The 24,890-nt window shown below is 63.8% G+C and carries 23 protein-coding genes and 2 pseudogenes; 11 read left to right on the plus strand and 14 right to left on the minus strand.

What is annotated here, in order from left to right; all coding sequences use genetic code 11:
• Window positions 1-3: 3 nt before the first annotated feature.
• The 10 genes and pseudogenes from hemW to AC5QPF_RS02065 all read right to left on the minus strand — a co-directional run.
• Window positions 4-1,185: a radical SAM family heme chaperone HemW gene (gene hemW, locus AC5QPF_RS02020; protein ID WP_494964109.1), complete on the minus strand. Its 1,182-nt coding sequence runs from the start codon at window positions 1,183-1,185 to the stop codon at window positions 4-6.
• A gap of 29 nt (window positions 1,186-1,214) precedes the next feature.
• Entirely contained in the window at window positions 1,215-1,811 is a 597-nt protein-coding gene (gene rdgB / locus AC5QPF_RS02025) for an RdgB/HAM1 family non-canonical purine NTP pyrophosphatase (protein WP_494961797.1), read from the minus strand.
• Window positions 1,808-2,242 (minus strand): DUF4426 domain-containing protein, encoded by a 435-nt coding sequence (locus AC5QPF_RS02030; protein WP_494961798.1) that lies wholly within the window; start codon window positions 2,240-2,242, stop codon window positions 1,808-1,810. Before AC5QPF_RS02030 ends, rdgB begins: the two co-directional genes overlap by 4 nt.
• A 27-nt stretch (window positions 2,243-2,269) precedes the next feature.
• Window positions 2,270-2,890: a methionine biosynthesis protein MetW gene (gene metW / locus AC5QPF_RS02035; protein ID WP_494961799.1), complete on the minus strand. Its 621-nt coding sequence runs from the start codon at window positions 2,888-2,890 to the stop codon at window positions 2,270-2,272.
• 7 nt (window positions 2,891-2,897) lie between these two features.
• Window positions 2,898-4,037, minus strand: a complete 1,140-nt coding sequence (gene metX, locus AC5QPF_RS02040; RefSeq protein WP_494961800.1) for a homoserine O-succinyltransferase MetX — start codon at window positions 4,035-4,037, stop codon at window positions 2,898-2,900.
• Window positions 4,038-4,128: 91 nt separating this feature from the next.
• On the minus strand, window positions 4,129-4,719 hold the full coding sequence (locus AC5QPF_RS02045; protein WP_494961801.1) for a YggT family protein: 591 nt from the start codon (window positions 4,717-4,719) through the stop codon (window positions 4,129-4,131).
• 10 nt (window positions 4,720-4,729) lie between these two features.
• A complete protein-coding gene (gene proC, locus AC5QPF_RS02050) occupies window positions 4,730-5,548 on the minus strand; it encodes a pyrroline-5-carboxylate reductase (RefSeq protein WP_494961802.1) in 819 nt (272 codons plus the stop codon).
• A 38-nt stretch (window positions 5,549-5,586) separates the two neighbouring features.
• Window positions 5,587-6,273 (minus strand): YggS family pyridoxal phosphate-dependent enzyme, encoded by a 687-nt coding sequence (locus AC5QPF_RS02055; RefSeq protein WP_494961803.1) that lies wholly within the window; start codon window positions 6,271-6,273, stop codon window positions 5,587-5,589.
• A gap of 142 nt (window positions 6,274-6,415) precedes the next feature.
• Window positions 6,416-6,847, minus strand: a pseudogene (locus tag AC5QPF_RS02060) (C40 family peptidase); the annotation flags it as partial.
• A 78-nt stretch (window positions 6,848-6,925) separates the two neighbouring features.
• Window positions 6,926-7,042: pseudogene (locus AC5QPF_RS02065) on the minus strand (peptidase P60); the annotation flags it as partial.
• Between the two features lie 156 nt (window positions 7,043-7,198).
• Here AC5QPF_RS02065 and AC5QPF_RS02070 point away from each other — a divergent pair.
• Window positions 7,199-7,618, plus strand: coding sequence for an NINE protein (locus AC5QPF_RS02070; RefSeq protein ID WP_330073618.1), 420 nt, complete (start codon window positions 7,199-7,201; stop codon window positions 7,616-7,618).
• A 47-nt stretch (window positions 7,619-7,665) separates the two neighbouring features.
• On the opposite strand, the gene AC5QPF_RS02075 is transcribed toward AC5QPF_RS02070, so the two are convergent.
• The 3 genes from AC5QPF_RS02075 to AC5QPF_RS02085 form a co-directional block, all read right to left on the minus strand.
• The gene (locus AC5QPF_RS02075) at window positions 7,666-8,358 is read right to left on the minus strand and encodes an SPOR domain-containing protein (protein WP_494961804.1); all 693 of its coding nucleotides are present in this window, start codon (window positions 8,356-8,358) and stop codon (window positions 7,666-7,668) included.
• Between the two features lies 1 nt (window position 8,359).
• Entirely contained in the window at window positions 8,360-10,096 is a 1,737-nt protein-coding gene (argS, locus tag AC5QPF_RS02080) for an arginine--tRNA ligase (RefSeq protein ID WP_494961805.1), read from the minus strand.
• Window positions 10,097-10,200: 104 nt separating this feature from the next.
• Window positions 10,201-12,420: a primosomal protein N' gene (locus tag AC5QPF_RS02085; RefSeq protein WP_494961806.1), complete on the minus strand. Its 2,220-nt coding sequence runs from the start codon at window positions 12,418-12,420 to the stop codon at window positions 10,201-10,203.
• A gap of 169 nt (window positions 12,421-12,589) precedes the next feature.
• Here AC5QPF_RS02085 and rpmE point away from each other — a divergent pair, with 169 nt between their 5' ends.
• The 3 genes from rpmE to AC5QPF_RS02100 all read left to right on the plus strand — a co-directional run bounded on the left by rpmE (window position 12,590) and on the right by AC5QPF_RS02100 (window position 15,052).
• Window positions 12,590-12,805: a 50S ribosomal protein L31 gene (gene rpmE, locus AC5QPF_RS02090; RefSeq protein ID WP_494961807.1), complete on the plus strand. Its 216-nt coding sequence runs from the start codon at window positions 12,590-12,592 to the stop codon at window positions 12,803-12,805.
• A 59-nt stretch (window positions 12,806-12,864) separates the two neighbouring features.
• Window positions 12,865-13,605 (plus strand): thermonuclease family protein, encoded by a 741-nt coding sequence (locus AC5QPF_RS02095; protein ID WP_494961808.1) that lies wholly within the window; start codon window positions 12,865-12,867, stop codon window positions 13,603-13,605.
• Window positions 13,606-13,783: 178 nt separating this feature from the next.
• Complete coding sequence (locus tag AC5QPF_RS02100; protein WP_494961809.1) at window positions 13,784-15,052, plus strand: malic enzyme-like NAD(P)-binding protein; 1,269 nt, start codon at window positions 13,784-13,786, stop codon at window positions 15,050-15,052.
• A gap of 143 nt (window positions 15,053-15,195) precedes the next feature.
• Here AC5QPF_RS02100 and AC5QPF_RS02105 read toward each other — a convergent pair whose 3' ends face one another.
• Window positions 15,196-17,625, minus strand: coding sequence for a PBP1A family penicillin-binding protein (locus tag AC5QPF_RS02105; RefSeq protein ID WP_494964110.1), 2,430 nt, complete (start codon window positions 17,623-17,625; stop codon window positions 15,196-15,198).
• 188 nt (window positions 17,626-17,813) lie between these two features.
• Between AC5QPF_RS02105 and pilM the strand changes: the two genes are divergently transcribed.
• The 7 genes from pilM to AC5QPF_RS02140 all read left to right on the plus strand — a co-directional run bounded on the left by pilM (window position 17,814) and on the right by AC5QPF_RS02140 (window position 24,798).
• Window positions 17,814-18,722, plus strand: a complete 909-nt coding sequence (gene pilM / locus AC5QPF_RS02110; RefSeq protein WP_494961810.1) for a pilus assembly protein PilM — start codon at window positions 17,814-17,816, stop codon at window positions 18,720-18,722.
• On the plus strand, window positions 18,722-19,261 hold the full coding sequence (locus AC5QPF_RS02115; RefSeq protein ID WP_494961811.1) for a PilN domain-containing protein: 540 nt from the start codon (window positions 18,722-18,724) through the stop codon (window positions 19,259-19,261). The genes pilM and AC5QPF_RS02115 overlap by 1 nt, the downstream gene beginning before the upstream one ends.
• Complete coding sequence (locus AC5QPF_RS02120; RefSeq protein ID WP_494961812.1) at window positions 19,258-20,142, plus strand: type 4a pilus biogenesis protein PilO; 885 nt, start codon at window positions 19,258-19,260, stop codon at window positions 20,140-20,142. Before AC5QPF_RS02115 ends, AC5QPF_RS02120 begins: the two co-directional genes overlap by 4 nt.
• A gap of 21 nt (window positions 20,143-20,163) precedes the next feature.
• Window positions 20,164-21,426: a type IV pilus secretin PilQ gene (locus tag AC5QPF_RS02125; protein WP_494964111.1), complete on the plus strand. Its 1,263-nt coding sequence runs from the start codon at window positions 20,164-20,166 to the stop codon at window positions 21,424-21,426.
• 4 nt (window positions 21,427-21,430) lie between these two features.
• Entirely contained in the window at window positions 21,431-21,949 is a 519-nt protein-coding gene (aroK, locus tag AC5QPF_RS02130) for a shikimate kinase AroK (protein ID WP_458980051.1), read from the plus strand.
• Between the two features lie 100 nt (window positions 21,950-22,049).
• The gene (aroB, locus tag AC5QPF_RS02135; RefSeq protein ID WP_494961813.1) at window positions 22,050-23,147 is read left to right on the plus strand and encodes a 3-dehydroquinate synthase; all 1,098 of its coding nucleotides are present in this window, start codon (window positions 22,050-22,052) and stop codon (window positions 23,145-23,147) included.
• A gap of 16 nt (window positions 23,148-23,163) precedes the next feature.
• Window positions 23,164-24,798 carry an AAA family ATPase gene (locus AC5QPF_RS02140; protein ID WP_494961814.1) on the plus strand — a complete coding sequence of 545 codons (1,635 nt, stop codon included), beginning with the start codon at window positions 23,164-23,166 and terminating at the stop codon, window positions 24,796-24,798.
• Window positions 24,799-24,890 lie beyond the last annotated feature (92 nt).

A 24,890-nucleotide genomic window follows, 5' to 3' on the forward strand; every position in this document is an offset into this window, starting at 1 on the left:
TCCTTAGGTCAAGAAATACTGCAGCAGATCATTGAGGAACAGCTGGCCCCGTGGCGTGGCGACCAGCCGCGTCGGTTCGACTTGCAAAAGACCCTTTTGTTCGGCCTCGCGTCGCGCTTGCCGCAGGTTTTCCAGCGGCAGCCCGGTACGCAGGGTGAACAGCTCGGCGTCGACGCCGTCGGTCAGGCGCAGGGCGTTCATCAGGAACTCGAAGGGCAGTTCGTCCAGCGGCAGCAGTTTTTCCCCGGCCTTGAAGGCCTTGGCCGGGTTCAGGTAGTCCTTCGGCAGACGGGTCTTCCAGGTGCGCAGGATGCGGCCGTCGGGGTGGCTGAGCTTGCCATGGGCACCGGCGCCGATGCCGATGAAATCGCCGAAACTCCAGTAATTCAGATTGTGTCGCGCCGCCCGGCCCGGCTGGGCGTAAGCGGAAATTTCGTATTGGTGATAGCCGTTGCGGGCCATCAGCGCCTGGCCGGCTTCCTGGATGTCCCAGAGGATATCGTCCTCCGGCAGCTCCGGAGGCTGGTTCCAGAACACCGTGTTCGGCTCAAGAGTCAGCTGGTACCAGGACAGGTGTGTCGGACCGAGGTCGATGGCCTGTTGCAGGTCGCCCAGCGCCTCTTCCAGGGACTGGTCCGGCAGGCCGTGCATCAGGTCCAGGTTGAAGTTGTCGAACCCGGCGTTGCGCGCCATGCCGGCAGCACGCACCGCTTCGTCGCCGTTGTGGATACGACCCAGGGCCTCCAGCTTGGCCTGCTGGAAGCTCTGGATGCCGATGGACAGGCGATTGATGCCCAGTTGCCGGTAGGCCTTGAACTTCTCTTGCTCGAAGGTCCCTGGGTTGGCTTCCAGGGTGATCTCGATATCGCTGGCGAAGGGAATCCGTTGCTCGACGCCTGCCAGCAACCGGCCCAGGGCCTTGGCGCTGAACAGGCTCGGGGTACCGCCGCCGAAGAAGATGGTGCTGATGGGGCGGCCATGGACCGCCGGCAGCTCCTGGTCGAGATCGGCCAGCAGCGCGTCGACATAGGCCTCTTCAGGCAGCTCGGGCGTGGCGGCGTGGGAGTTGAAGTCGCAGTACGGGCACTTGCGCACGCACCACGGGATATGGATGTACAGCGACAGGGGCGGCAATTGCGGCAGTGCCGCCCGTGGCGTTTGGGTGGTGAAGCCTGCCTCGTCCATGTGCAGTGGCTGGGCCGGCAATTTCTCGGTCATGCCAGGCCCAGACGTTGACGCAACAGGCTCATGGCGCGGGCGCGGTGACTCAGTTGGTTCTTGTCGACCGGGGCCAGGTCGGCGCTGGAGCAGTTGCGCTCCGGGACCCAGAACAGCGGGTCGTAGCCGAAGCCGTGCTCGCCACTGGCCGCGGTGAGGATGCGCCCGTGCCACAGGCCTTCGCAAAGGATCGGCAACGGGTCATCGGCGTGCCGCACCAGGGCCAGGACGCAGACGAACTGCGCGCCACGCTCGGCTTCCGGCACGTCCTTCAGCGCTTCGAGCAGTTTGGCGTTGTTCGCCGCGTCGCCCTTGCCGTCGGCATAGCGCGCCGAGTAGATGCCCGGCGCGCCGCCGAGGAAGTCCACGGCCAGGCCGGAATCGTCGGCCAGCGCTGGCAGGCCGGAGATGCGCGCGGCATTGCGGGCCTTGAGGATGGCGTTCTCGACGAACGACAGGCCGGTTTCTTCCGGCTCGACGCTGCTGAATTCACCAATGGAGCGCAGTTGCACGGACTCACCGAGCATGGCCTGCAGTTCCTTGAGCTTGCCGGCGTTGTGGCTGGCCAATACGAGTTGCTGGATATTCATCATTCGCCTGGGAAAACTTCCTGGTTGAAGCTGAAGGAGTTGCTGGTTTCGCCGGAGCCGACCGTGATCGAGAAGGTCAGGGTCTCCTGCTGTTTGACCGGGAACTGGGCCAGGTAATAGACCGCGCCCTGGTCGGTGACCTGCTTGAAGGTCAGCGGGGTCTGCCGGCTGGTCAGGTCGGTGTAGCTGCCGCTGACCGAGGCGACGCTGGGTTTGTCGGCCTTGAGCACGGTGACGTTGATCACCCCTTGCTCCTTGCTGCGCACCAGGTTCGCGGCCTGGGCCGTGGCCGGCTGGACGAAGGTGGAGTTGAACACGCTGTAGTGCACGGTCACGTCACCGAAGACTTCCTTGCGCTCCGGTTTCGCGACATCGGCGGCCAGTACCGGCAGGGCCAGGCACAGGCTGAACAGAAACATGGCTAGACGACGCATGATCGCATTCCTCTGATGGACGACGGGTTATACCGCGACCTTGTGCTCCTGCAGGCCGGGGCTGCTGACACGATAGATACCGATTTCACCTAGAAGATTAGGCCAAAGGCGTCCGGCCCATCCGTTGCGGTGACGATTGTCCACCGCCAGGCGGTTCAGTACCTGGGCACGCCGTTCGCTGCACAGCGCCTCGAAGTCCTCGAAGGTGCAGAAGTGGATGTTCGGCGTGTTGTACCAGGTATACGGCATGAAGTCGGAAACCGGCATGCGACCCTTGGTCGCCAGGTACCAGCGGCAGCGCCAGTGACCGAAGTTGGGGAAGGTGATGATGCACTGGCGGCCGACGCGCAGCATCTCGTCGAGGATGCGGTCCGGGTATTCCACGGCCTGCAGGGCCTGGGTCATGACCACCACGTCGAAGCTGTTGCTGGCGAAGTTGCCCAGGCCCTTGTCGAGGTCCTGCTCGATGACGTTGACGCCCTTGGCCACGCACTGGGCGATGTTGTCGGCGTCGATTTCCAGGCCATAGCCGGTCACCTGCTTGGTGTCGCGCAGCGAGGCCAGCAGTTCGCCGTTACCACAACCCAGGTCGAGGACGCGGCTGCCGGCGGGGATCCATTCCTGGATGATTTCCAAATCGGCTCTCATGTCTTCCTCAGCAGGTGATGCGGTTCATGTAGTTGGCGAAGCCCTGGATGTAGCGCGGCGTCGGGATCAGGAAGGCGTCGTGGCCGTAGGGCGAGTCGATTTCCAGGTAGCAGACGTTCTTCCGTGCGGCGATCAACGCATCGACGATTTCCCGCGAGCGTGCGGGAGAGAAGCGCCAGTCGGTGGTGAAGGACATCACGCAGTAGTCTGCGGTGACATGGGCCAGGCTTGCCGCCAGGTCGCCGCCTTTGCTGGCCGCCGGGTCGAAGTAATCCAGCGCCTTGGTCATCAGCAGGTAAGTGTTGGCGTCGAAGCGCCCGGAGAATTCCTCGCCCTGGTAGCGCAGGTAGCTTTCCACCTGGAATTCCACGCTATGGAAGTCGTAGTTGAGCTTGTCGCTCTTCAGTTCGCGGCCGAATTTCTCGCCCATGGAGTCATCGGACAGGTAGGTGATGTGCCCGACCATCCGCGCCAGCATCAGGCCGCGCTTGGGGATCACGCCCTGGTCCTGGAACGACCCGCCGTGGAATTCCGGGTCGGTGAGAATGGCCTGGCGGGCCACCTCGTTGAAGGCGATGTTCTGCGCCGACAGTTTGGGTGCCGAGGCAATGTCCACGCAGTGGCGCACGCGATCCGGGTAGGTGATGGTCCATTGCAATGCCTGCATGCCACCAAGGCTGCCGCCGACGATCGCGGCCCATTGCTGGATGCCGAGGCGATCGGCCAGGCGCGCCTGGCTGTGCACCCAGTCTTCCACGGTGAGCACCGGGAAATCGGCACCGTAGGGCTTGCCGGTGGCCGGGTTGAGGCTGCTCGGGCCGGTGCTGCCGTTGCAGCCGCCGAGGTTGTTCAGGCTGACCACGAAGAAGCGGTTGGTATCGATCGGTTTGCCCGGGCCGATGCAGCTGTCCCACCAACCCGGCTTGCGGTCGTCGGGGCTGTGGTAGCCGGCGGCATGGTGATGGCCAGACAGCGCGTGGCAGATGAGCACGGCGTTGCTGGCCGCGCGATTGAGTGTGCCGTAGGTTTCGTAGATCAGTTCGTACGAGGCCAGCGAGCGGCCACAGGCGAGGGCCAGCGGTTCATCGAACCGGGCGATTTGCGGTGTTACCAGACCGACGGAATCTTCGGGAAGGACAGTGGACATCGACCCTGCTCACGCGTGAAAGAGGCGTAAGTCTAAAGAGGGCCACCCCCCAGCGGCAAGCGATGGCTTGCCGCTGGGGCGGGTTGGGGGATCAGATCATCCGCCACAGTTCCAGGGGCATGTTCAGGTACTCCGCCAGAGGCGGCAGGACATACGACTGGATCAGCTGGATGGCAATGAAGGCGAAGATCGGCGAAATGTCCATGCCGCCCAGGTTGGGCACGATGCGGCGGAACGGCGCCAGGATCGGTTCGCTGATCTGCCAGGCCAGTTCGGCAGCGGGGTTGTGGCTGTTGGGTGCGACCCACGAGACGATCACCATGATGATCATGGCGAACCAGAAGATCTTCAGCAGCAGCGAGGTGACCCCGACCACAGCCCAGATCAGCAGGTGCAGGACATTGCCGAAGGTGCCGTAGACCAGCATCAGCACGAAGGCCATGAGCAGCGCCTGGAGCACGATGGCCAGCAGCAGTGATGAGGTATCGAGGCCACCGATGCTCGGGATGACCCGGCGCAGTGGTTTGAGCAGCGGCTGCGTGGCACGGACCACGAACTGGCTCAGCGGGTTGTAGAAGTCGGCCCTGACCGCTTGCAGGATGAAGCGCATGAGGATGATCGCCAGGTACAGGCTGACCAGGGTTTGCACCACGAAGACCGTGGCGCTGGACAGTGCATTCATCAAAAACTCCTTAATTGCCCAGTTGTTCGGCCATCTCGGCCGAGCGATGTGCTGCAGCGCCCAGCGCCTTCTCCACCAGGGCTTCGAAGCCGTCGGCCTGGAACGACTTGATCGCCGCTTCGGTGGTGCCGTTCGGCGAGGTCACGCGGCGGCGCAGCTCTGCGGCGTCGACATCGCTGGAGGTCGCCATGTGCGCGGCGCCGAGGGCGGTTTGCAGGGTGAGTTTCGAGGCGGTCTCGCGGGACAGGCCGAGTTTCTCGCCAGCGGCGGTCATTGCTTCGATCAGCAGGAAGAAATACGCCGGGCCGCTGCCGGAAACGGCGGTCACCGCATCCAGTTGAGCTTCGCTGTCCAGCCACAGGGCGATGCCCACGGCCGACAGCAGTTGCTCGGCCTGCTGGCGCTGTTCTGCGGAGACTTCGCTGGTTGCATACAGACCGCTGACGCCCTGGCGCAGCAGGGCCGGGGTATTGGGCATGCAGCGCACGATCGGCTGGGCGCCGAGCCACTTGTTCATGCTGGCGCAGGTGATTCCTGCGGCAATGGAAACCACCAGCTGGTCTGGCTTGAGGTTTGGCTTGAGGGCTTCGCAAACGGCTTTCATCGCCTGCGGCTTGACCGACAGCACTACCACGTCGGCGCCATCGACGGCTTCGGCGTTGCTTTCGAACAGGGCGATGCCGTGCTCGGCATGGATCTTCGCACGTTGCTCGGCACCCGGGTCGCTGGCGCGAATCTGCGCGGCTTCCAGGCCCTGGGCGCGCAGGCCGCCGATCAGGCTGGCGGCCATGTTGCCGGCGCCGATAAAGGCAATACGAGTCTTGCTCATGTCAGGTCCTTGAGAGGAGAAAAGGGGAACAGCATGGGTCAGGCCTGGCCATAGTCGCGGGCACCGAACAGCGCGGTGCCGATCCGTACCCAGGTCGCGCCCTGGGCGATGGCGCTTTCCAGATCATGGCTCATGCCCATGGACAGGGTGTCGAGGTCCAGTCCGAGACTGTCTTGCAGCTCGCGCACGCGGGCGAAGGCAGCGTCCTGCGCTGCGCGGTCGTCGGTGGGTTCGGGAATGGCCATGAGGCCGCGAAGGCGCAGCTTCGGCAGGGCGGCGATGGCCTGGGCGAGGGTCGGCAGTTCTTCCGGCGTGCAGCCGGACTTGCTGTCCTCGCCGCTGACGTTGACTTGCAGGCACAGGTTCAGCGGCGGCAGATGGTCCGGGCGCTGTTCCGAGAGGCGTTGTGCGATTTTCAGTCGATCCACCGAATGTACCCAGTCGAAATGCTCGGCGATGGCGCGAGTCTTGTTCGACTGAATGGGGCCGATGAAGTGCCAGGTCAAGGGCAGGTCGGTCAATTCTGCCTGTTTGGAGAGTGCTTCCTGCAGGTAATTTTCTCCGACATCGCGAACCCCGGCGGCGAAGGCTTCGCGCACGGCTTCGGAGGGTTTGGTCTTGCTCACGGCCAGCAGGTGTACGCTCGCCGGGTCGCGGCCGCTCGCCGTGGCGGCGCTGTGGATGCGTGTGGCGAGGGTGGAAAGATTGTCTGCGATGGTGGACATGGAAAGACTGCCAGCGGCTCATGGGTCTGCGGCATTCTACCCGCTTGGCGGGGTTTGGGGAGGCAGGATAGAACTGGTTCTGGGAGCGGCGCGCTCCCACGGGATCTTGCACAGGCCCAGAGACAGGGCCTGATGCTCGGTCTCAGCGCTTGGCCAGGCGCAGCTGTTGCTGTTCCTTCGGCAACACCCGCTTGGCCACCACATAGTGCTTCTGCCAGTACGGCTTGTTCAGCGTGTCGATGGTCACGTTCTTGCCGGTACGCGGGGCATGGATGAAGCGGTCATTACCCAGGTAGATGGCCACGTGATTGACCCGGCGACTGCGGATGTTGAAGAACAGCAGGTCGCCCGGTTTGAGGTCACCGCGCTCGACCTTCACCCCATGACCGCTGGCCATGGCGTTGGAGGTGCGCGGCAGGTCGACTTCATCGATATCGTTGAAGGCGTATTTCACCAGCCCGCTGCAGTCGAAGCCCTTGCCCGGGGTGCTGCCGCCCCAGCGATAGGGCGTACCCAACTGGTTGACGGCACGGCTGAGCACGTTGCTGCTCTGGCTGGCCGGCATCTGCGCCACCTGCTTGACGGCGGCGCTGCGGTTGACGTGGGTTGCACGATACTTGACGGAACTGCTCTTGTTCGAGCGGACTGCCGTGGAGTTGGCGGTGTATCCGACATAGCCGTTGGGAAGACGTTGCTCACGGTTGGTGGCGTGGGCGGCCAGGGGCAATAATAGGCAAATGGTCAGCCATGTCTTGAAAAATGAACGCATTAGGCAAGGCTCTTATAGTGTTGGCGCGCAACTTTATAACAGCTTTTCGGTCGATTTCTGATCCACTGGTCGTCTCAAAAGTGTCATCTGTCGGCAAGTTCAGAAAAAGTCACATCTTTCCTTAGAAAATTTTTTGCTAACCCTCCGAGGCTATGAATGAACGGTTATCAACAGGCAGGTCGTCCTGACACTCACAGCAAGCTGTTCGGCTACCTGCTGTGGATCTTCGGTTTCCTCGGCGCACACCGCTTCTACTACGGCAAGCCGGTGACCGGCACCATCTGGTTCTTCACCCTGGGTCTGCTGGGCATTGGCTGGATCATCGACCTGTTCCTGATCCCGGCCATGGACCGCGAGGCGGACCTGCGCTTCCAGCCCGGCGCACTGGACTACAACATTGCCTGGTTGCTGCTGACGTTCCTCGGCGTGTTCGGCGTGCACCGCATGTACCAGGGCAAGTGGATCACCGGTGTGATCTACCTGTTCACCGGTGGACTGTTTCTGGTCGGCATCCTGTATGACCTGTGGACGCTGAACACGCAGATCTCCATCAAGAACGCCCAAGGGCGCTACTAAGAAAAAGGCCCTGATCGTGATCAGGGCCTTTTCGTTTGGCGATGGTTCTACTGCTGGCGGAGTTGACGCTGCTGCAACAGCAGGTTGTTGAAGCCGCTGCCCGCCAGTTGCTTCTGCGCCACGGTCAGTTGTTCGCGGTTGCTGAACGGCCCGACCAGCACCCGGTACCAGGTCTCTTCCTTGACCGTACCGGACTCCACTTGTACCGACTGCCCGAGCAGGATGATCTGCGCGCGCACCTTGTCGGCATCCGCCTGTTTGCGGAACGAACCGGCCTGCAGGTAGAACTGCGTGGTCGCGGCCGGCTTGATCACGGGCGGTGCTGGCGGTGGGACTTCGCCGTTCAGTGCGGCCTGGGCCCGGGCGGTGTCGATCTTCGCCGCTTCCGCCGGGGTTACCGGGGGTTGCGCCGGCACCGGCGGGGTTTTCTCCGGCACGGCCTCGGGCGGCACTATCACTTCCGATTCCGGCAGCAGCGTGTAGAAGTCGTACTTCGGCTTCACCGGCTGCTGCGGGCTGGGCGGCGTCTTGTTCGCCTCGGCGATCTTCTCGGCCTTCTGCTGCTCCGGCTTCTCCCGCTTCACGTCGTCGCGGCCCGGCTCCAGCTTCATCAGGAAAACGATGAAGGCGCCGATGGTCAGGCCCGCCGCCAGCCACATCCAGCCCGGGATCGGCTGCTTGGCCGGGGCCTGGTTGCGGCTGGCACCGCGCTTGGGCGCAGGTTTTTTCTTGGCTGCCAAGTTACATGCGCTCCAGGGTTTCCAGGCCCAGCAGCTCCAGGCCCTGTTTCAAGGTACGACCGGTCAGGGCCGCCAGGCGCAGGCGGCTCTGCTGTTGCTCCGGAGTTTCGGCAGCGAGGATCGGGCAATTCTCGTAGAAGCTGGAGAACAGGCCGGCAACGTCGTACAGGTAGCTGCAGAGGATGTGCGGAGTGCCCTTCTCGGCGACGTTGTTGAGAATCTCGGCAAACTGCGCCAGGCGTGCGGCCAGGTCCTGTTCCTGCTGGGCCTGCAGCACGATCTGACCGTCGACTTCGTTGAAGTCCTTGCCCAGCTTGCGGAACACGCCAGCGACCCGGGTGTAGGCGTAGAGCAGGTACGGCGCGGTGTTGCCTTCGAAGTTGAGCATCAGGTCGAAGTTGAAGCTGTAGTCGCTGGTGCGATGCTTGGACAGGTCGGCGTACTTCACCGCGCCGATGCCGACCACCTTGGCGATGGCGCGCAGGTCGTCTTCCGGCAGCTCCGGGTTCTTCTCCTTCACCAAGGCGTAGGCGCGTTCCTTGGCTTCGGTCAACAGGTCGATCAGCTTCACGGTGCCGCCATCACGGGTCTTGAACGGGCGGCCGTCAGCGCCGTTCATGGTGCCGAAGCCCATGTGCTCGGTCTGCATCGGGTGGGTGATGAAGCCGGCGCGGCGGGCCACCTCGAACACTTGCTGGAAGTGCAGGGCCTGGCGCTGGTCGACGAAGTACAGGGCGCGGTCGGCGTGCAGCACATTGCTGCGGTAGCGCACGGCGGCCAGGTCGGTGGTGGCGTAGAGATAGCCGCCATCGGCCTTCTGCACGATCACCGGTAGCGGCTCGCCGTCGGCGGTCTTGAATTCTTCGAGGAATACACACTGAGCGCCGTTGCTCTCGACCAGCAGGCCCTTGGCTTTCAGGTCGCTGACCACGTTGGCCAGGTCGTCGTTGTAGGCGCTTTCGCCCATCACGTCGGCCATGGTCAGCTTGACGTTGAGCAGCTCGTAGGTCTTCTGGCAGTGCGACAGCGAGATGTCCTTGAAGCGCGTCCACAGCGCCAGACAATCGGCGTCGCCAGCCTGCAGCTTGACCACCAGGCCGCGGGCGCGGTCGGCGAATTCGCTGGACTCGTCGAAGCGTTTTTTCGCCGCGCGGTAGAAGTTCTCCAGGTCCGACAACTCGTCGCTGGTGATGGGGTTCTCTTCCAGGTAGGCCAGGAGCATGCCGAACTGGGTGCCCCAGTCGCCCACGTGGTTCTGCCGGATCACTTCGTCGCCGAGGAATTCCAGGACCCGCGCCACTGCGTCGCCGATGATGGTGGAACGCAGATGGCCGACGTGCATTTCCTTGGCCAGGTTCGGCGCGGAAAGGTCGATGACCACTTTCTGCACAGCGCCCGCCTTGTGCACGCCGAGCTTGGCGTCGGCCAAGGCGGCATCCAGGCGCGAAGCCAGGGCCTGAGTGTTCTGGAAGAAGTTGAGGAAGCCGGGGCCGGCAATCTCGACCTTGCTCACCTGCGGGTCGGCCGGCAGCGCGGCGATCAGCTTCTCAGCCAGGTCGCGCGGTTTCAGACCAGCCGGCTTGGCCAGCATCATGGCGATGTTGCTGGCGAAATCGCCGTGGGTCTTGTCCCGGGCGTTCTCCACCTGGATCGCCGGCGCCAGCCCTTCAGGCAGCACACCTTCGGCGGTGAGTTGGGTCAGGGCTTGCTGGATGAGCTGGCGAATGGTGTCTTTCATGGGATTCTCTTTCGACCGCAAGCGCGGTGGCGCTTCGAGGCGCAGGTGGAAAAACTGGGCATTATCCGTTGCCGGGCATGGGTTGCCAACCTTTGCTGCCGGGGTCAGTACAGGTCCACCGGGTCCACATCGAGTGACCAGCGTACCTGGCGTCCGCTCGGCAGCCCCTCCAACACTAGCAGCCAGGCGCTGATCAAGCGGTGCAGCGGCGCCCGCGCACTGGCCTGCAACAGCAGTTGCGCGCGGAAGCGTCCGGCCCGGCGCTCCATCGGTGCCGGCACCGGACCGAGCAATTCGATCCCATGCAGACCCTGCTCGGCCAGCAATCGTTCGGCGGCGGAACAGGCTTCGTCGAGAAAACTTTCCGCCTGCCCCGGCTTGTGCGCTTCGGCGCGCAGCAGGGCGAGGTGGGCGAAGGGCGGCAGGCCGGCGGCGCGGCGTTCGCTCAGGGCCTGCTCGGCGAAGGCGAAATAGCCTTCCTCGGTCAGTTGCACCAATAAAGGATGGTCGGCCAGGTGGGTCTGGATGATTACCTTGCCCGGTTCCTCGGCACGCCCGGCGCGACCGGCGACCTGGATGATCAGTTGCGCCATGCGCTCGCTGGCGCGGAAGTCACCGGAGAACAGCCCGCCATCGGCATCGAGGATTGCTACCAGGGTGACCCGCGGGAAGTGGTGTCCTTTGGCGAGCATCTGCGTGCCCACCAGGATGCACGGCTGGCCACGCTGGATGGTGTTGAACAGCTGGTTCATCGCGTCCTTGCGTGAGGTACTGTCGCGATCGACCCGCAGTACCGGGTAATCAGGGAAGAGGATGCTCAGGCGTTCCTCCGCGCGCTCGGTGCCGGCGCCTACCGGTCGCAGATCGACGTGGCTGCATTGCGGGCACTGGCGCGGGATGCGCTCTTCATGGCCGCAGTGATGGCAGCGCAGTTCGCCGGAGCGCTGGTGCACGGTCATCCGCGCGTCACAGCGCGGGCATTCCGAGAGCCAGCCGCAATCGTGGCAGAGCAGGGTCGGGGCGAAGCCGCGGCGGTTGAGGAAAACCAGTACCTGCTGGCCCGCCGCCAGGGTCTGGGCAATGGCCTGTTGCATCGGGCCGCTGATGCCGCTGTCCAGAGGCCGGCTCTTCACGTCCAGGCGCAGGAAGCGCGGGGCCTGGGCGCCGCCAGCGCGGTGATTCAGGCGCAGCAGGCCGTAGCGCCCGGAGTGGGCGTTGTGCAGGCTTTCCAGGGATGGTGTCGCCGAGCCCAGAAGAATCGGGATGTTTTCCTGTCGCGCCCGCACCAGGGCCAGGTCGCGGGCGTGGTAGCGCAGGCCTTCCTGCTGTTTGTACGAGCCGTCGTGCTCCTCGTCGATGATGATCAGCCCCGGATTCTTCATCGGGGTGAACAGCGCCGAACGGGTACCGATGATGATGTCGGCCTCACCATCGCGTGCGGCCAGCCAAGCGTCCAGGCGCTCGCGGTCGTTGACCGCCGAATGCAGCAGGGCGATACGGGCATTGAAGCGCTGCTCGAAGCGGGCCAGGGTCTGCGGCCCGAGGTTGATCTCCGGGATCAGGATCAGCGCCTGCTTGCCGGCCTCAAGGGTCTCGCGGATCAGTTGCAGGTAGACCTCGGTCTTGCCGCTGCCGGTGACTCCGGCCAGGAGGAAGGCATGGAAGGTACCGAAACCGGCACGCACGGCATGGAACGCGGCACGCTGTTCGTCGTTCAGCGGCAGTTCCGGCTGCGCCAGCCAGTGTTCATGGCGTGCCTGCGGCGCGTGGCGGCGCACTTCCACCTGCACCAGATCCTTGGCCAGCAGCAGGTCGAGGCTGTCCTTGCTCAGGCCGAGCTTGCCCAGCACGCCATGGGCGACGCCGTGAGGGTGCTGGGCCAGGGTGGTCAGGGCCTCGCGCTGACGTGGGGCACGGGCGATGCGTGGGTCGTCGAAGCGCGCATTCGGAGCGATCTGCCAGAAACGCTCCTGACGTGCCTCGGCAGGCTCGCCCTGGCGCAGCAGCACCGGCAACGCCCAACTTAGGGTGTCGCCAAGGCTGTGCTGGTAATACTGGGCAGTCCACAGGCACAGCTTGAACAGGGCGGGCGGCAACGGTGAGACCGGATCGAGCAGGGCGATAGCCGGCTTGAGCTTGTCCGCCGGGACTTCGCTGTGTTCGGCGACCTCCACGAGAATGCCGATCATCTCACGCCGGCCGAACGGCACGCGCACGCGCATGCCCGGCGCCAGCGCTTGCCGGGCCATGCTCGCCGTGCCCCTGTAGTCGAACAGTCGCCGCAGTGGCGAGGGCAGGGCAAGGCGAAGAATGACGTCGGACACGCGGAGAATTCTCTGTAAGGATGATTCCAGATGCCCGCGAGCCTAGCAGACGACGGTTGGTGCGAGCGACACCTTGCGTTGATGGGCGCCTCTGGTATTATTCGCCGCCTAATTACGTGCGGTATTCAACAATGGTGTTGGATGGCGGCACGCAGTCGAGGAAATCACCATGAAAGCTGATATTCACCCAACTTACGAAGTAGTTGCAGTCACCTGCAGCTGCGGCAACAAATTCGAAACCCGTTCGACTCTGGCCAAGCCACTGGCGATCGACGTTTGCTCTGAGTGCCACCCGTTCTACACCGGCAAGCAGAAAGTCCTGGACACCGGCGGCCGCGTACAGAAGTTCGCCGACCGTTTCGGCATGTTCGGCACCAAGAAGTAATTCTGCGCGTGGGTTTTCCCACGTTGCTGAAGAAAGCGCCCCTTGTGGGCGCTTTTTTTATGGCCGCGATCTGGCAGCCACCGGCTCAGGCCTTCTGTCCGGCCCCGGCAGGAGGGAAGGCGGTGGAGGTGCGGCGGGTGATCGATGGCGACACCTTGCGCCTGGCCGACGGTCGCAGCGTCCGTCTGATCGGCATCAATGCTCCGGAAATCGGGCGCAAGGGCAAGCGGAGTGAACCCATGGCCGAGACCGCTCGTCGGCGTCTGAAGGCGTTGGTGCGAGAGAGCGGTGGTCGGGTCAGCCTGGTGGCTGGGCGCGAGGCGCACGACAAATATGGTCGCACCTTGGCCCATGTGTACGCGGGCTCTGGCGACAATCTGGCCGCCCGCCTGCTCAGCGAGGGTCTTGGCTACCGGGTGGCGGTTGCGCCAAACAACCGTCTGGTAGCCTGCCAGCGCCGTGCCGAAACGTCTGCGCGCCAGGCGGGCATTGGCCTTTGGCGCAAGCCGTCGCTGGTCACCACGCGTGAATTGCGCCGTTCCGGATTTGCCGTGGTCCGGGGCAAGGTCAGTGCAATTCGTCGTCATCGTGGCGCCATCCGCCTGGAAATCGACCATTCACTGGTGGTAGGTGTGCCGCGCAGCGTTCCTCTTTCCTTCACTGCTGGTCTCAAGGGGCAACGGGTCGAAGTTCGCGGCTGGGTGCTGGATCGTTCCCGCAACAACGGCTCGTCAGCCCGAGGAAAGCGCTGGTTGCTGCCATTGAGCGATGCGAGCATGCTGGAGAGGATCGAAAGCTAAAAATTGTGAACATTTTTTAATTCGATTGTACACACTGAAAGCCTTGAACTACGCGGGTCTTGGCTGAAAGTCGTAGGTTAAAGGCCTTGACACTGGTGACCGGGCAGTCTTGTCGGCCCATTGCTCTTTGCGTATCCTCGGCGGTCCGTCAGAACAGTAAACAAGCGGAATGCCCACCATGTCAGACCTGAAAACCGCCGCTCTCGAATATCATGCTCAGCCTCGTCCGGGGAAACTGAGCGTCGAGCTCACCAAACCAACCGCAACCGCACGTGACCTGGCGCTGGCCTACAGCCCGGGTGTCGCCGAGCCGGTGCGTGAAATCGGTCGCGATCCTGAGCTGGCATACCAATACACCGGCAAGGGCAACCTGGTCGCAGTGATCTCCGACGGTACCGCCATTCTCGGCCTGGGTAACCTCGGCCCACTGGCTTCCAAGCCGGTCATGGAAGGCAAGGGTGTTCTGTTCAAGCGTTTCGCCGGCATCGATGTGTTCGACATCGAAGTCGACTCGGAAAGCCCGCAGGCTTTCATCGACACCGTCAAGCGCATCTCCATCACCTTCGGTGGCATCAACCTGGAAGACATCAAGGCGCCTGAGTGCTTCGAGATCGAGCGCGCCCTGATCGAACAGTGCGACATCCCGGTCTTCCACGATGACCAGCACGGCACCGCGATCGTGACCGCAGCCGGCATGATCAACGCCCTGGAAATCGCTGGCAAAACCCTCGGCGACGCCAAGATCGTCTGCCTGGGCGCCGGCGCTGCGGCCATTTCCTGCATGAAGTTGCTGGTGAGCATGGGCGCCAAGGTCGAGAACATCTTCATGATCGACCGTTCCGGCGTGATCCACGCTGGCCGTGACGACCTGAACCAGTACAAGGCCGTGTTCGCCCACGCCACCGACAAGCGCACCCTGGCCGATGCCCTGGATGGTGCTGACGTGTTTGTCGGCCTGTCTGGTCCGAACCTGCTGAGCGCTGAAGGCCTGAAGTCGATGGCCGCCAACCCGATCGTGTTCGCCTGCTCCAACCCGGATCCGGAAATCTCTCCGGAACTGGCGCACGCGACCCGTAGCGATGTGATCATGGCCACCGGTCGTTCCGACTACCCGAACCAGGTCAACAACGTACTGGGCTTCCCGTTCATCTTCCGTGGTGCCCTGGACGTTCGCGCCAAGCGCATCAACGAAGAAATGAAGATCGCTGCTGCCAACGCCCTGAAGGACCTGGCCAAGCTGCCAGTGCCGAAGGAAGTCTGCGACGCTTACAAGGTCGATGCTCTGGAGTTCGGCCGCGGCTACATCATTCCGAAGCCACTGGACCCACGCCTGCTGAACGTCGTTTCCGACGCGGTAGCCAAGGCGGCCATCGAGTCCGGCGTTGCGACCCTGCCGTATCCGAAGCACTACCCGCTGAACAGCGTGGATGAAGTGTTCAACGGTTGATCCGCTGACGCTGTAAACAAAAAGCCCCGGCTCGTGAGAGTCGGGGCTTTTTTTGAGCTTCAAGCTGCAAGTTTCAAGTTACAAGAGAAAGGCCGTGTTGCTGCGGACTGCTTTTTCTTGCCGCTTGAAGCTTGCAGCTGATTTCAGAACAGATCCATCGGCGCCGCCTCATCCGCCGGCAGCGGGCTGCCCGGCGCACTGCCATTGCCCAGTTCGTTTACCGACGGCGGCGTATCTTCCGCCTTGAACAGTTCAAAGTACGCATTCGGCGTGCTCGGGGTCGCCGCACGGCCACTCACCGGGTCGATGCGCAGGCTGAGGATGCCTTCCGGCTCCGGCAACTGATGCTCTGGCCGGTCCTTCAACGCCGGGCCCATGAAGTTCATCCAGATCGGTAGCGCCACGGTACCGCCATATTCGCGGCGACCCAGGGTTTCCGGCTGGTCGAAGCCCGTCCACACGGTAGTCACGTAGTCGGCGTTGTAGCCGGAGAACCAGGCGTCCTTGGAGTCGTTGGTGGTGCCGGTCTTGCCTGCCAGGTCGCCACGGCCCAGGGCCAGGGCGCGACGACCGGTACCGCGCTTGATCACGTCTTCCAGCATGCTGGTGAGAATGTAGCTGGTGCGCCCGTCGATGATCCGTTCGGCGATCTGCGGTGCCTGTGGCAGCCCGGACGGCGCTGGCTGGCCATCGGTGGTGATCGGCTGGAGCTGCGGCGCGGCGATGCCGGCTGCGGCTTCGTGACCACTTGGCACCCGCGCCGGGTTGGCGGTGAACAGGGTCTCGCCGTTGCGGCTCTCGATGCGCTCTATCAGGTATGGGCTGATCTTGTAGCCGCCGTTGGCAAAGGCGCTCCAGCCGGTGGCGATCTCCATCGGCGTCAGGGTCGCGGTGCCCAGAGCCAGGGACAGGTTGCGCGGCAGGTCCTGCTTGTTGAAGCCGAACCTGGCGATGTAATCGATGGTCCTGTCCACACCCATGCTCTGCAGGAGTCGGATCGACACCAGGTTGCGCGACTTGTACAGCGCTTCGCGCATGCGGATCGGGCCGAGGAAGGTGTTGGTGTCGTTCTTTGGCCGCCAGACCTTGTCCAGGTACTCGTCGACGAACACGATCGGCGCATCATTGACCAGGCTGGCCGCGGTGTAGCCATTGTCCAGCGCGGCGCTGTAGACGAACGGCTTGAAGCTGGAGCCCGGTTGGCGCTTGGCCTGCATGGCGCGGTTGTAGTTGCTCTGTTCGAAGGAGAAACCACCGACCAGGGCGCGAATCGCACCGTTGTTCGGGTCCAGGGTCACCAGCGCGCTCTGCGCGCCTGGTACCTGGCTGAAGGCCAGGTGGCCGTCAGGCATGTGGCGCACGCGGATCAGGTCGCCGACCTGGGCGACATCACCCGGCTGCTGAGGGGCGCGACCCTGGCTATTGGTGTTGAGGAACGGACGGGCCCACTTCATGGTGTCCCAAGCCACGTTCGCCTCCTCGCCGGAGCGGGTCAACACGCGCAGACCGGTCTTGTCGACCTGGGTAACGATGGCCGACTCCAGGCCGCCCATGTTGCGCTGCTTGTTCAGTTCCTGCAGCCAGGCCGCGCGGGTCTTGCCCGGCAGGCGCGATTCGGGGCCGCGGTAGCCGTGGCGCTGGTCATAGTTGGTGAGGCCGTCGAGCACCGCGTTGTTGGCGATTTCCTGCAGGTTGCTCGGAACCGTCGTGGTCACGCGGAAGCCTTCGGTGTAGGCGTCGCTGCCATAGCGACCGACCATTTCGGCACGGGCCATCTCGGCGATGTACGGCGCGTTCACTTCTGGGGTCGGCACGTGGTAGCTGGCGTTAAGCGGCTCGGCGAGGGCGGCCTGGTAGCTGGCTTCGTCGATCTTGCCCAGCTTGTACATGCGCCCGAGGATCCAGTCGCGGCGTTCCTTGGCCCGCGCCGGATTGGCCAGCGGGTTGAAGCGCGACGGCGCCTTGGGCAGGCCGGCGATCATCGCCATCTGCGCCAGGCTGATGTCGCGGATGGACTTGCCGTAGTACACCTGAGCCGCCGCCTCGATACCGTAGGCGCGGTTGCCCAGGTAGATCTTGTTGACGTACAGCTCGAGGATCTCGTCCTTGGTCAGTTCGCGTTCGATCTGCAGGGCCAGGAGGATTTCGTTGGTCTTGCGCGAGAAGCTGCGTTCGCTGGTGAGGAAGAAGTTCTTCGCCACCTGCATGGTGATGGTGCTGCCGCCGGTCTGGATATGCCCGGATTTGACCAGCTGGGTCGCTGCGCGCATCAGGCTGCTGGGGTCGACACCATAGTGGTTGAGGAAGTTATCGTCCTCGGCTGACAGCAATGCCTGAATGAAGTGTGGGGGAATATCCGCGAAGCGGATCGGCGAGCGGCGCATTTCGCCAAACTCGGCGATGAGCTTGCCGTCACTGCTGTAGACCCTCAGCGGTATCTGCAACTGGATGCTACGCAGCGCCTCGACCGACGGCAGGCTGGGACTAAGATACAGAAACGCGCCGCTCAGACCGAGGACGGCTGCGCTAATGACTGCGACGAAAGACCACCAGAAGAACTTCAGCAGGCGTATCAAGGCGTTGGGGTGTCCAGTTGGAGTTTTGAGGGGGCGCAGGCCTTACGGGCCGGAAAAAGCGCTCGGCATTATAAGCAATTTTCACTTTCCCGCGTGATTTGCACCGGGTGTCAAGGTCGGCTATCGCCGCCTTCGCCAGGACGGCGGCTTGTCGCCTTTTTTCAGGGCAGAACGAGGAAAACAGGATGTTTGGACGTACAGGACGGGATACCGGTTCACTGCTGGGGGTGGAAATAGCCTCCGGCGCGGTCAGGTTGCTGCAACTGGAGCGCCGTCCACGTGGGCTGGGGTTGCGCGGTTGGGCGATCGAGGCGCTGCCGCCGTGCGCCCTGGCGGATGGCCGGGTGGTCGCCCACGAGGACGTGGCCGAGGCTTTGACCAGGGCGCTGGCACGCAGCGGAGCGAGTGCCCGGGAGGTCGCGCTGGCAGTTCCGGCGACGGCAGTGATCCAGCATTCGGTGGCCATGCCGTCGGGGCTGGACGACGAGGAAATCGACGAACGGCTTCGCGACGAGGCCGAGCAGTTCATTCCGTTTGCGGTAGAGGAAGCCGCCCTGGACTATCGCGTCGTGCCCGGCAAGCCGGGGATGCTCAACGTGGCCTTCAGCGCCTGTCGCCAGGAGTGGCTGGACAGCCTGGAGACGGTCATGGGCCTGGCCGGGCTGCGCGCACGGATCGTCGACATCGACAGCCATGCCTGGCAGCGGGTGCTGGCCCGGCAGGAGCCGGGACTGTCGGCGCTGGTGCTGGTAGAGCGCGATGGCTGGATGTTCCATGGCTTTCGCGTGGACGGCTCGCTGTCGTTCAGCGAGCGCCAGTTACCGCGGGAGCCGGCTCTCGAACAACTGGTTGAGTTCGTCGACCAGTGCCTGCTGCGTGAGCCAGGCGCGATGCCGGACAGGCTCTGGCTGGCCGGTGCCGAAGCGAGGCGGGAGGGACTTGCCGAATATATGCAGCAGCGCCTGGGGATTGCCACCCGGACCTTCGACCCCTTGGCCGGCATGCTTGCGCCGCAGCGGAGCCATGAAGGACTTGCCGACGCTGCTCCGTTGCTCGGCGTGGCTTGTGGGTTGGCCATGCGAGGGTATTGCTGATGCCGGGAATCAACCTCCTGCCCTGGCGCGAATGGCACCGGCGCCGGGCGATTCGTTATTGGCAGGGACTGCTTTGCGCCAGTTTGCTGATGGGAACATTGATTTCGCTGGTGGCTGGTACCTTGCTGGACCGGCACCTGGACCGGCAATCCGGGTTCAACGCGCGGCTGGCAGAGCGCATCGTCGGGCTGGCTGGCGATCTTGAGCAGGTATCGGTGCTGCGCGAGCGTCGCGACGAGTTGCTTGGCCAATGGAATGAGTTGCAGCGCTTGCGGGACAAGGGACAGTCCGCTGGCGACTTGCTGTTGCGCTTGATGGAGATCGTCCCGCCAGGGGCCAGGCTCGATGAGTTGCAATTGACCGACGGCGAGTTGCGGCTGTCCGGATTCGCCCGTGGTGGTGCGCAAGTGGCGCAACTGCTGCGCAACTTGCGTCAGGCGCCTGGGCTGGGCGCGCCTGATCTGCAGGAAGTGGTGTCATCCACGGCAGGCGAGCGGTTTCGCTTGCTGGTCAGTCTCCAGTCGCTGGAGTCGTCATGATCCTTTCATTCATTGATGACGTCGTGGACTGGCGGGCGCTGTTGCGCTGGTCATGGCCGGCGAAGGCCGCGCTGCTGGGTATGTGCCTGTTGCTGGTGCCGGCGCTGACCTACGGCTTTCACGGCCGTGCGAAGCTCGATGTGCTTGCCGGCGTACAGGCCCGACATGACGAGTTGTGGCAGCAATGGCAGGCGCGATCGACGGAGGCGGAGTCGCTGGCAGCTCATCGGGAGCAGGTTGCGCACGTACAGGCCGACCTGAGCCAGGGCCGCCGCGAACTGTTCGACGACGATGGCCTGGCAAGCCTGCTGCAGAGCCTGGCGCGCCTGGGTAGCGGACTGTCCTTCGAGCAGGTCATGGCCTTGGAGGCGCAGGTGCAGCCGAACCATGTCGAACTGCCCTTGCAGGTGCAGGTATCGGGTGAGTACCGGCGCTTGAAGCAGTTTCTCGCCGGACTCGGCGGGTTGGGCAAGTTGGTGACGGTGCATGAGTTGAAGCTGGTAGCGGCGGACGAACAGTTACCCGGCGTGTTGCGCCTGCACCTGCGTTTACAGGCCTATCGCGCCATCGAAGCGCAAGGCGCGCAGGCGCCGGACGGATCGGTACCTATAACACCCCGCAATCCGTTCGAAGCGGTGGAGGGTGCGGTGGTTGCGGGCGGCAGTGTCGCAACGGAGCAGGCGCGGCTGGTGGGGCACTTGCGTGATCGCGAGGGGTGGGTGGCGCTGATTCGCCTGGACGCGACGCTGCATGCGTTGCGCGAGGGCGACAGGTTCGGTGCCGGCCGGGTTTCTGTCATCGAGGAAGGGCGAGTCGAACTGCTGGGCGCCACGGAAGGCGCGGCAGGGATTGTGCGGGTGCTAACGCTCGCCAAGGGATAAAGGACAAATGGCATGAACAGGATGTTCAAGATAATGGGGTTGTACCTGGCGCTGCTGGCGCCACTGGTCGGTGCGGTACCGGCGCCTGGTGGCAACACGGGCAAGCCGCTGTCGCTGAATTTCCAGGATATCGAGGTCAGGGCGGTGCTGCAGGTGCTGGCGGATTTCGCCGGGGTCAACCTGGTTGTCAGTGATGAGGTGCAAGGCAATATCACCCTGCGTCTGCAAGAGGTGCCCTGGGACCAGGCGCTCGAGACGGTGTTGAGGAGCAAGGGCCTCGGCAAGCGCCTGGAGGGTAACGTATTGCTGGTGGCGCCGCTGGCGGAGCTGGAGAACAGCGGCAGGCCGGTTTACGGCGTGCGCGAGCAGGCGCTGCTCCAGGTCAACTACGCCCAGGCTGCGGATGTCGCAAGTTTGCTCCAGTCGCTGCTGGACGTCAGCCCCGACGAGGAGCCCTGGGGTGCGATCAGCGTCGATGAGCGTACCAATACCCTGGTCACCAGCCAGCATCCGCAGCGACTGGTGACCCTTCGCCGTCTGGTCCGCCAGCTGGACGTGCCGGTGCGCCAGGTACTGATCGAGGCGCGGATTGTCGAGGCCAACGTCGATTACGAGCGAGGGCTTGGGGTGCGCTGGGGTGGGACGCTGGGCGGCGGCCGGCTGAAGGCCGTCGGCCTGGGCGCGGAGTCACCCACCTTTGTCGATCTCGGTCTGGAGCGTTCAGGTGCCGGCATCGGCTTTGGCCTGATCGGCGATAGCGGGCTGCTCGACCTGGAACTGAGTGCGATGGAAAAGTCGGGCAATGGCGAGATCATCTCCCAGCCCAAGGTGCTCACCGCCGACAAGGAAACCGCGCGGATCCTCAAGGGTTCCGAGGTGCCCTACCAGGAGTCGGGTGCCAATGGTGCCACCTCGATCACTTTTCGCGAGGCAACGCTGTCGTTGGAGGTCACCCCGCAGATCATGCCCGGTGGGGAAGTCAGCATGCAGGTCAAGGTGACCAAGGATGAGCCCGACTATCTGAATATCCAGGGCACGGTGCCGCCAATCCGCAAGAATGAGGTCGCTGCCCGGGTCCGGGTGGGGGATGGGCAGACCATCGTCATCGGTGGCGTTTACTCCACCAGCAAAAACAAAGTGCAGGACAAGGTGCCATTTTTCGGCGATGTGCCGTATGTTGGGCGGCTGTTTCGTCGCTCTACCGTCCAAGAGAAAAAATCCGAGCTGTTGGTCTTCCTGACTCCGCGTATCATGAATGACCAGGCGATTGCTGTGAGTCATTGATTCTGTGCGAAATTTGATACTTGTTGGGCCGATGGGTGCTGGCAAAAGCACCATCGGCCGCCTGCTGGCCAAAGAGCTGCGCCTGCCTTTCAAGGATTCCGACAAGGAAATTGAACTGCGTTGTGGTGCCAATATTCCGTGGATCTTCGACAAGGAAGGCGAGCCGGGCTTTCGCGATCGCGAGCAGGCCATGATCGCCGAACTGTGTGCCGCCGACGGCGTGGTCCTGGCCACCGGTGGTGGCGCGGTGATGCGTGACGCCAACCGCAAGGCCTTGCATGAAGGCGGCCGGGTCATCTATCTGCACGCCTCGGTCGAGCAGCAGGTGGGCCGTACCGCTCGTGACCGCAATCGCCCGTTGCTGCGCACCGCCAATCCGGAAGAAACCCTGCGCAACCTCTTGGCGCTGCGCGATCCGCTTTATCGCGAGATCGCCGACCTGGTGGTGGAAACCGACGAACGGCCACCGCGCATGGTGGTGCTGGATATTCTCGAACGCTTGCAGAAGTTGCCGCCCCGCTGACGCATGACTATCCTCGGCGACCAGTCATGCCGTGACAGGGCACTTTGTTACCACGCGGGCCAGGATCTGAAGTCCGCGTCTTCGTTCTTTGTGGGGATACATGCAGACACTTAAGGTCGACCTGGGCGAACGCAGCTACCCGATCTACATCGGTGAAGGGCTGCTGGACCAACCTGAACTGCTGGCGCCGCATATTGCCGGTCGGCAGGTCGCCATCGTTTCCAACGAGACCGTCGCGCCCCTGTATCTGGAGCGCCTGAGCAAGACCCTCGGCGCTTTCTCGGTACTGCCGGTGGTGCTGCCGGATGGCGAGGCCTACAAGAATTGGGAAACCCTGCAACTGATCTTCGATGCCCTGCTCACCGCACGGCACGATCGCCGGACCACCGTGGTCGCCCTCGGGGGCGGCGTGATCGGTGACATGGCCGGTTTCGCCGCCGCCTGCTACCAGCGCGGCGTCGACTTCATCCAGGTGCCGACCACCCTGCTGTCCCAGGTCGACTCCTCCGTGGGCGGCAAGACCGGCATCAACCACCCGCTGGGCAAGAACATGGTGGGTGCCTTCTACCAGCCCAATGCGGTGCTGATCGATACCGCCAGCCTGCGCACCCTGCCGCCGCGCGAGCTGTCCGCAGGCCTTGCCGAAGTGATCAAGTACGGCCTGATCTGCGACGAGCCGTTCCTCGGCTGGCTGGAAGACAACGTCGATGCTTTGCGCAACCTCGATTCCGTGGCCTTGACCGAAGCCATCCGCCGCTCCTGCGCGGCCAAGGCTGCGGTAGTCGGTGCCGATGAGCGGGAGTCCGGGGTGCGCGCTACGCTGAACCTGGGCCACACCTTCGGCCATGCCATCGAAACCCAGATGGGCTACGGTGTCTGGCTGCATGGCGAGGCGGTGGCTGCGGGGACGGTGATGGCTCTGGAGATGTCCTGCCGTCTCGGCTGGATCAGCCAGCAGGAGCGCGACCGTGGTATTCGTCTGCTTCATCGCGCCGGCCTGCCGGTGGTACCACCACAGGACATGACCCCTGCGCAGTTCATGCAGCACATGTCGGTGGACAAGAAAGTACTCGATGGTCGTCTGCGTCTGGTCCTGCTGAGCAAGCTGGGCGAGGCGGTGGTCACCGACGACTACCCGCAAGAGATTCTTCAGGCCACGCTGGCGGCGGATTACCCCGCGATCGTGGCCCAGCTTTGAGGTTGATGAGAGCCCGATGACCCTACATGCCGACGAGGCCTTTCTCGGCCACTACCAGTTGAACCACGATCCCTTCGCCGCACGCGTTCCGGGGTTCAAGTTCTTCCCTGCCCAGCGCAAGCCGGTCCTGGGCCAACTGCATCACCTCGCCCGTTACAGCCAGCTGCTGCTGGTGGTAACCGGCCCGCAGGGCAGCGGCAAGACCCTGCTGCGCCAGGCCCTGGTGGCCAGCACCAACAAGCAGTCGGTGCAAAGCGTGGTGGTTTCTGCCCGTGGTGCCAGCGACGCGGCCAGCGTGCTGGCCCAGGTGGCGCAGTCGCTGAACGTGGCCAAGGCCGATGCCGCGGCGATCCTCTCCCAGGTGGTGCAGCTTGGCCTGACCGGCCAGGAAGTCTATCTGCTGGTGGACGATGCGGAACAACTGAACGAATCCGCGCTCCAAGCGTTGCTGGAACTGGCGGCGGGTACCGCGGAGGGCCGCCCCCATGTGTTCCTGTTCGGCGAACCCGAGCTGATCACCAGCCTGGACGCGCTGGAGATCGAGGAAGAGCGTTTTCATGTCATCGAGCTGCAGCCCTATAGCGAAGACGAGACCCGGGAATACCTGGAGCAGCGTCTGGAAGGCGCAGGTCGCGGCATCGAGGTGTTCACTGCCGAGCAGATCGCCGACATCCAGCAAAACTCCGAAGGCTGGCCCGGGAACATCAACCAGGTCGCCCGCGATACCTTGATCGAAGCCATGATCGCCAGCCGCTCGACGGCGAAGCGACCATCAATGGGGTTCACTATGCCGAAGAAACATGTGCTGGCGCTGTCTGCCGTGGTGATTGTCGCCGTCGGCGCCGCCGTGCTGATGCCGAAGAAAGGCGACCAGCCCAAGACCGCCGCACCTGCCGAGCAGACGCAACTGCCGCTGGGCCAGGGCCAGCCGTCCGCTGCACAGTCGAACAACGGCGGCCCGGCGATCGAATTCGCCGGCTCGTCGCAGCCGATGCCGCTGCCGCTGGTGGGTCAGTCCCAGCCCGTGATGCGTGGTCCGCTGGCGGAAGCCGCTGGCATGAATGAAGGTGAGGAAGGGGGGCCGGCCGGCAACACTGCGCTGCAGCCGCCTACCGTCACCACCACCGCGCCGCCTGAAGGTGTCGCGGCCGGCCCGGCGCCGACTCCGGCCCAGCCGATCCAGCCGTCGCGAACCCTGGCTTCCGCACAGCCGGTTGCACCTGCTCACCAATCTGTCGCCCCTGCGGCCAGCAAGCCGGTTGCGCCTGCGCCGAAGCCTGCTGAAGTTGCCGTGGCCAAACCTGCCGCTCCAGCCGCCAAGCCAGCGGAAAAACCGGCTGCCGCCGCAACCAGCGGGACGTCCGGTGGTGGCTGGTACGCCGCGCAAGCACCGGGCAACTATGTGGTCCAGATCCTCGGTACCAGCTCCGAAGCCACCGCCCAGGCCTACGTGAAGGCTCAGGGTGGCGACTATCGCTACTTCAAGAAAAACCTCCAGGGCAAGCCGCTTTACGTCATCACCTACGGCAGCTTCTCCAGCCGCGATGCCGCACTCAATGCCATCAAAGCCTTGCCAGCCAAGGTCCAGGCTGGTAAACCTTGGCCTCGTACAGTCGCAAGCGTCCAACAAGAGCTCGCCGCGACTCGCTGATTAGATAGCCTGATCCGGCTGGCAACTACCCCCGCCAGCCGATCATCTCTGAATTTCACAGGCAGCCTGCTGTGCTAATGCGCGGCAGGCTT

The organism is Pseudomonas sp. Con_6 (genome assembly GCF_059379395.1).

Bases quoted from the DNA above. Each gene is read 5' to 3' on its own strand.
- hemW (WP_494964109.1), bottom strand. From the start codon at position 1,185: ATGGACGAGGCAGGCTTCACCACCCAAACGCCACGGGCGGCACTGCCG.
- rdgB (WP_494961797.1), bottom strand. From the start codon at position 1,811: ATGATGAATATCCAGCAACTCGTATTGGCCAGCCACAACGCCGGCAAG.
- AC5QPF_RS02030 (WP_494961798.1), bottom strand. From the start codon at position 2,242: ATGCGTCGTCTAGCCATGTTTCTGTTCAGCCTGTGCCTGGCCCTGCCG.
- metW (WP_494961799.1), bottom strand. From the start codon at position 2,890: ATGAGAGCCGATTTGGAAATCATCCAGGAATGGATCCCCGCCGGCAGC.
- metX (WP_494961800.1), bottom strand. From the start codon at position 4,037: ATGTCCACTGTCCTTCCCGAAGATTCCGTCGGTCTGGTAACACCGCAA.
- AC5QPF_RS02045 (WP_494961801.1), bottom strand. From the start codon at position 4,719: ATGAATGCACTGTCCAGCGCCACGGTCTTCGTGGTGCAAACCCTGGTC.
- proC (WP_494961802.1), bottom strand. From the start codon at position 5,548: ATGAGCAAGACTCGTATTGCCTTTATCGGCGCCGGCAACATGGCCGCC.
- AC5QPF_RS02055 (WP_494961803.1), bottom strand. From the start codon at position 6,273: ATGTCCACCATCGCAGACAATCTTTCCACCCTCGCCACACGCATCCAC.
- AC5QPF_RS02070 (WP_330073618.1), top strand. From the start codon at position 7,199: ATGAACGGTTATCAACAGGCAGGTCGTCCTGACACTCACAGCAAGCTG.
- argS (WP_494961805.1), bottom strand. From the start codon at position 10,096: ATGAAAGACACCATTCGCCAGCTCATCCAGCAAGCCCTGACCCAACTC.
- rpmE (WP_494961807.1), top strand. From the start codon at position 12,590: ATGAAAGCTGATATTCACCCAACTTACGAAGTAGTTGCAGTCACCTGC.
- AC5QPF_RS02095 (WP_494961808.1), top strand. From the start codon at position 12,865: ATGGCCGCGATCTGGCAGCCACCGGCTCAGGCCTTCTGTCCGGCCCCG.
- AC5QPF_RS02100 (WP_494961809.1), top strand. From the start codon at position 13,784: ATGTCAGACCTGAAAACCGCCGCTCTCGAATATCATGCTCAGCCTCGT.
- pilM (WP_494961810.1), top strand. From the start codon at position 17,814: ATGTTTGGACGTACAGGACGGGATACCGGTTCACTGCTGGGGGTGGAA.
- AC5QPF_RS02115 (WP_494961811.1), top strand. From the start codon at position 18,722: ATGCCGGGAATCAACCTCCTGCCCTGGCGCGAATGGCACCGGCGCCGG.
- AC5QPF_RS02120 (WP_494961812.1), top strand. From the start codon at position 19,258: ATGATCCTTTCATTCATTGATGACGTCGTGGACTGGCGGGCGCTGTTG.
- AC5QPF_RS02125 (WP_494964111.1), top strand. From the start codon at position 20,164: ATGTTCAAGATAATGGGGTTGTACCTGGCGCTGCTGGCGCCACTGGTC.
- aroB (WP_494961813.1), top strand. From the start codon at position 22,050: ATGCAGACACTTAAGGTCGACCTGGGCGAACGCAGCTACCCGATCTAC.
- AC5QPF_RS02140 (WP_494961814.1), top strand. From the start codon at position 23,164: ATGACCCTACATGCCGACGAGGCCTTTCTCGGCCACTACCAGTTGAAC.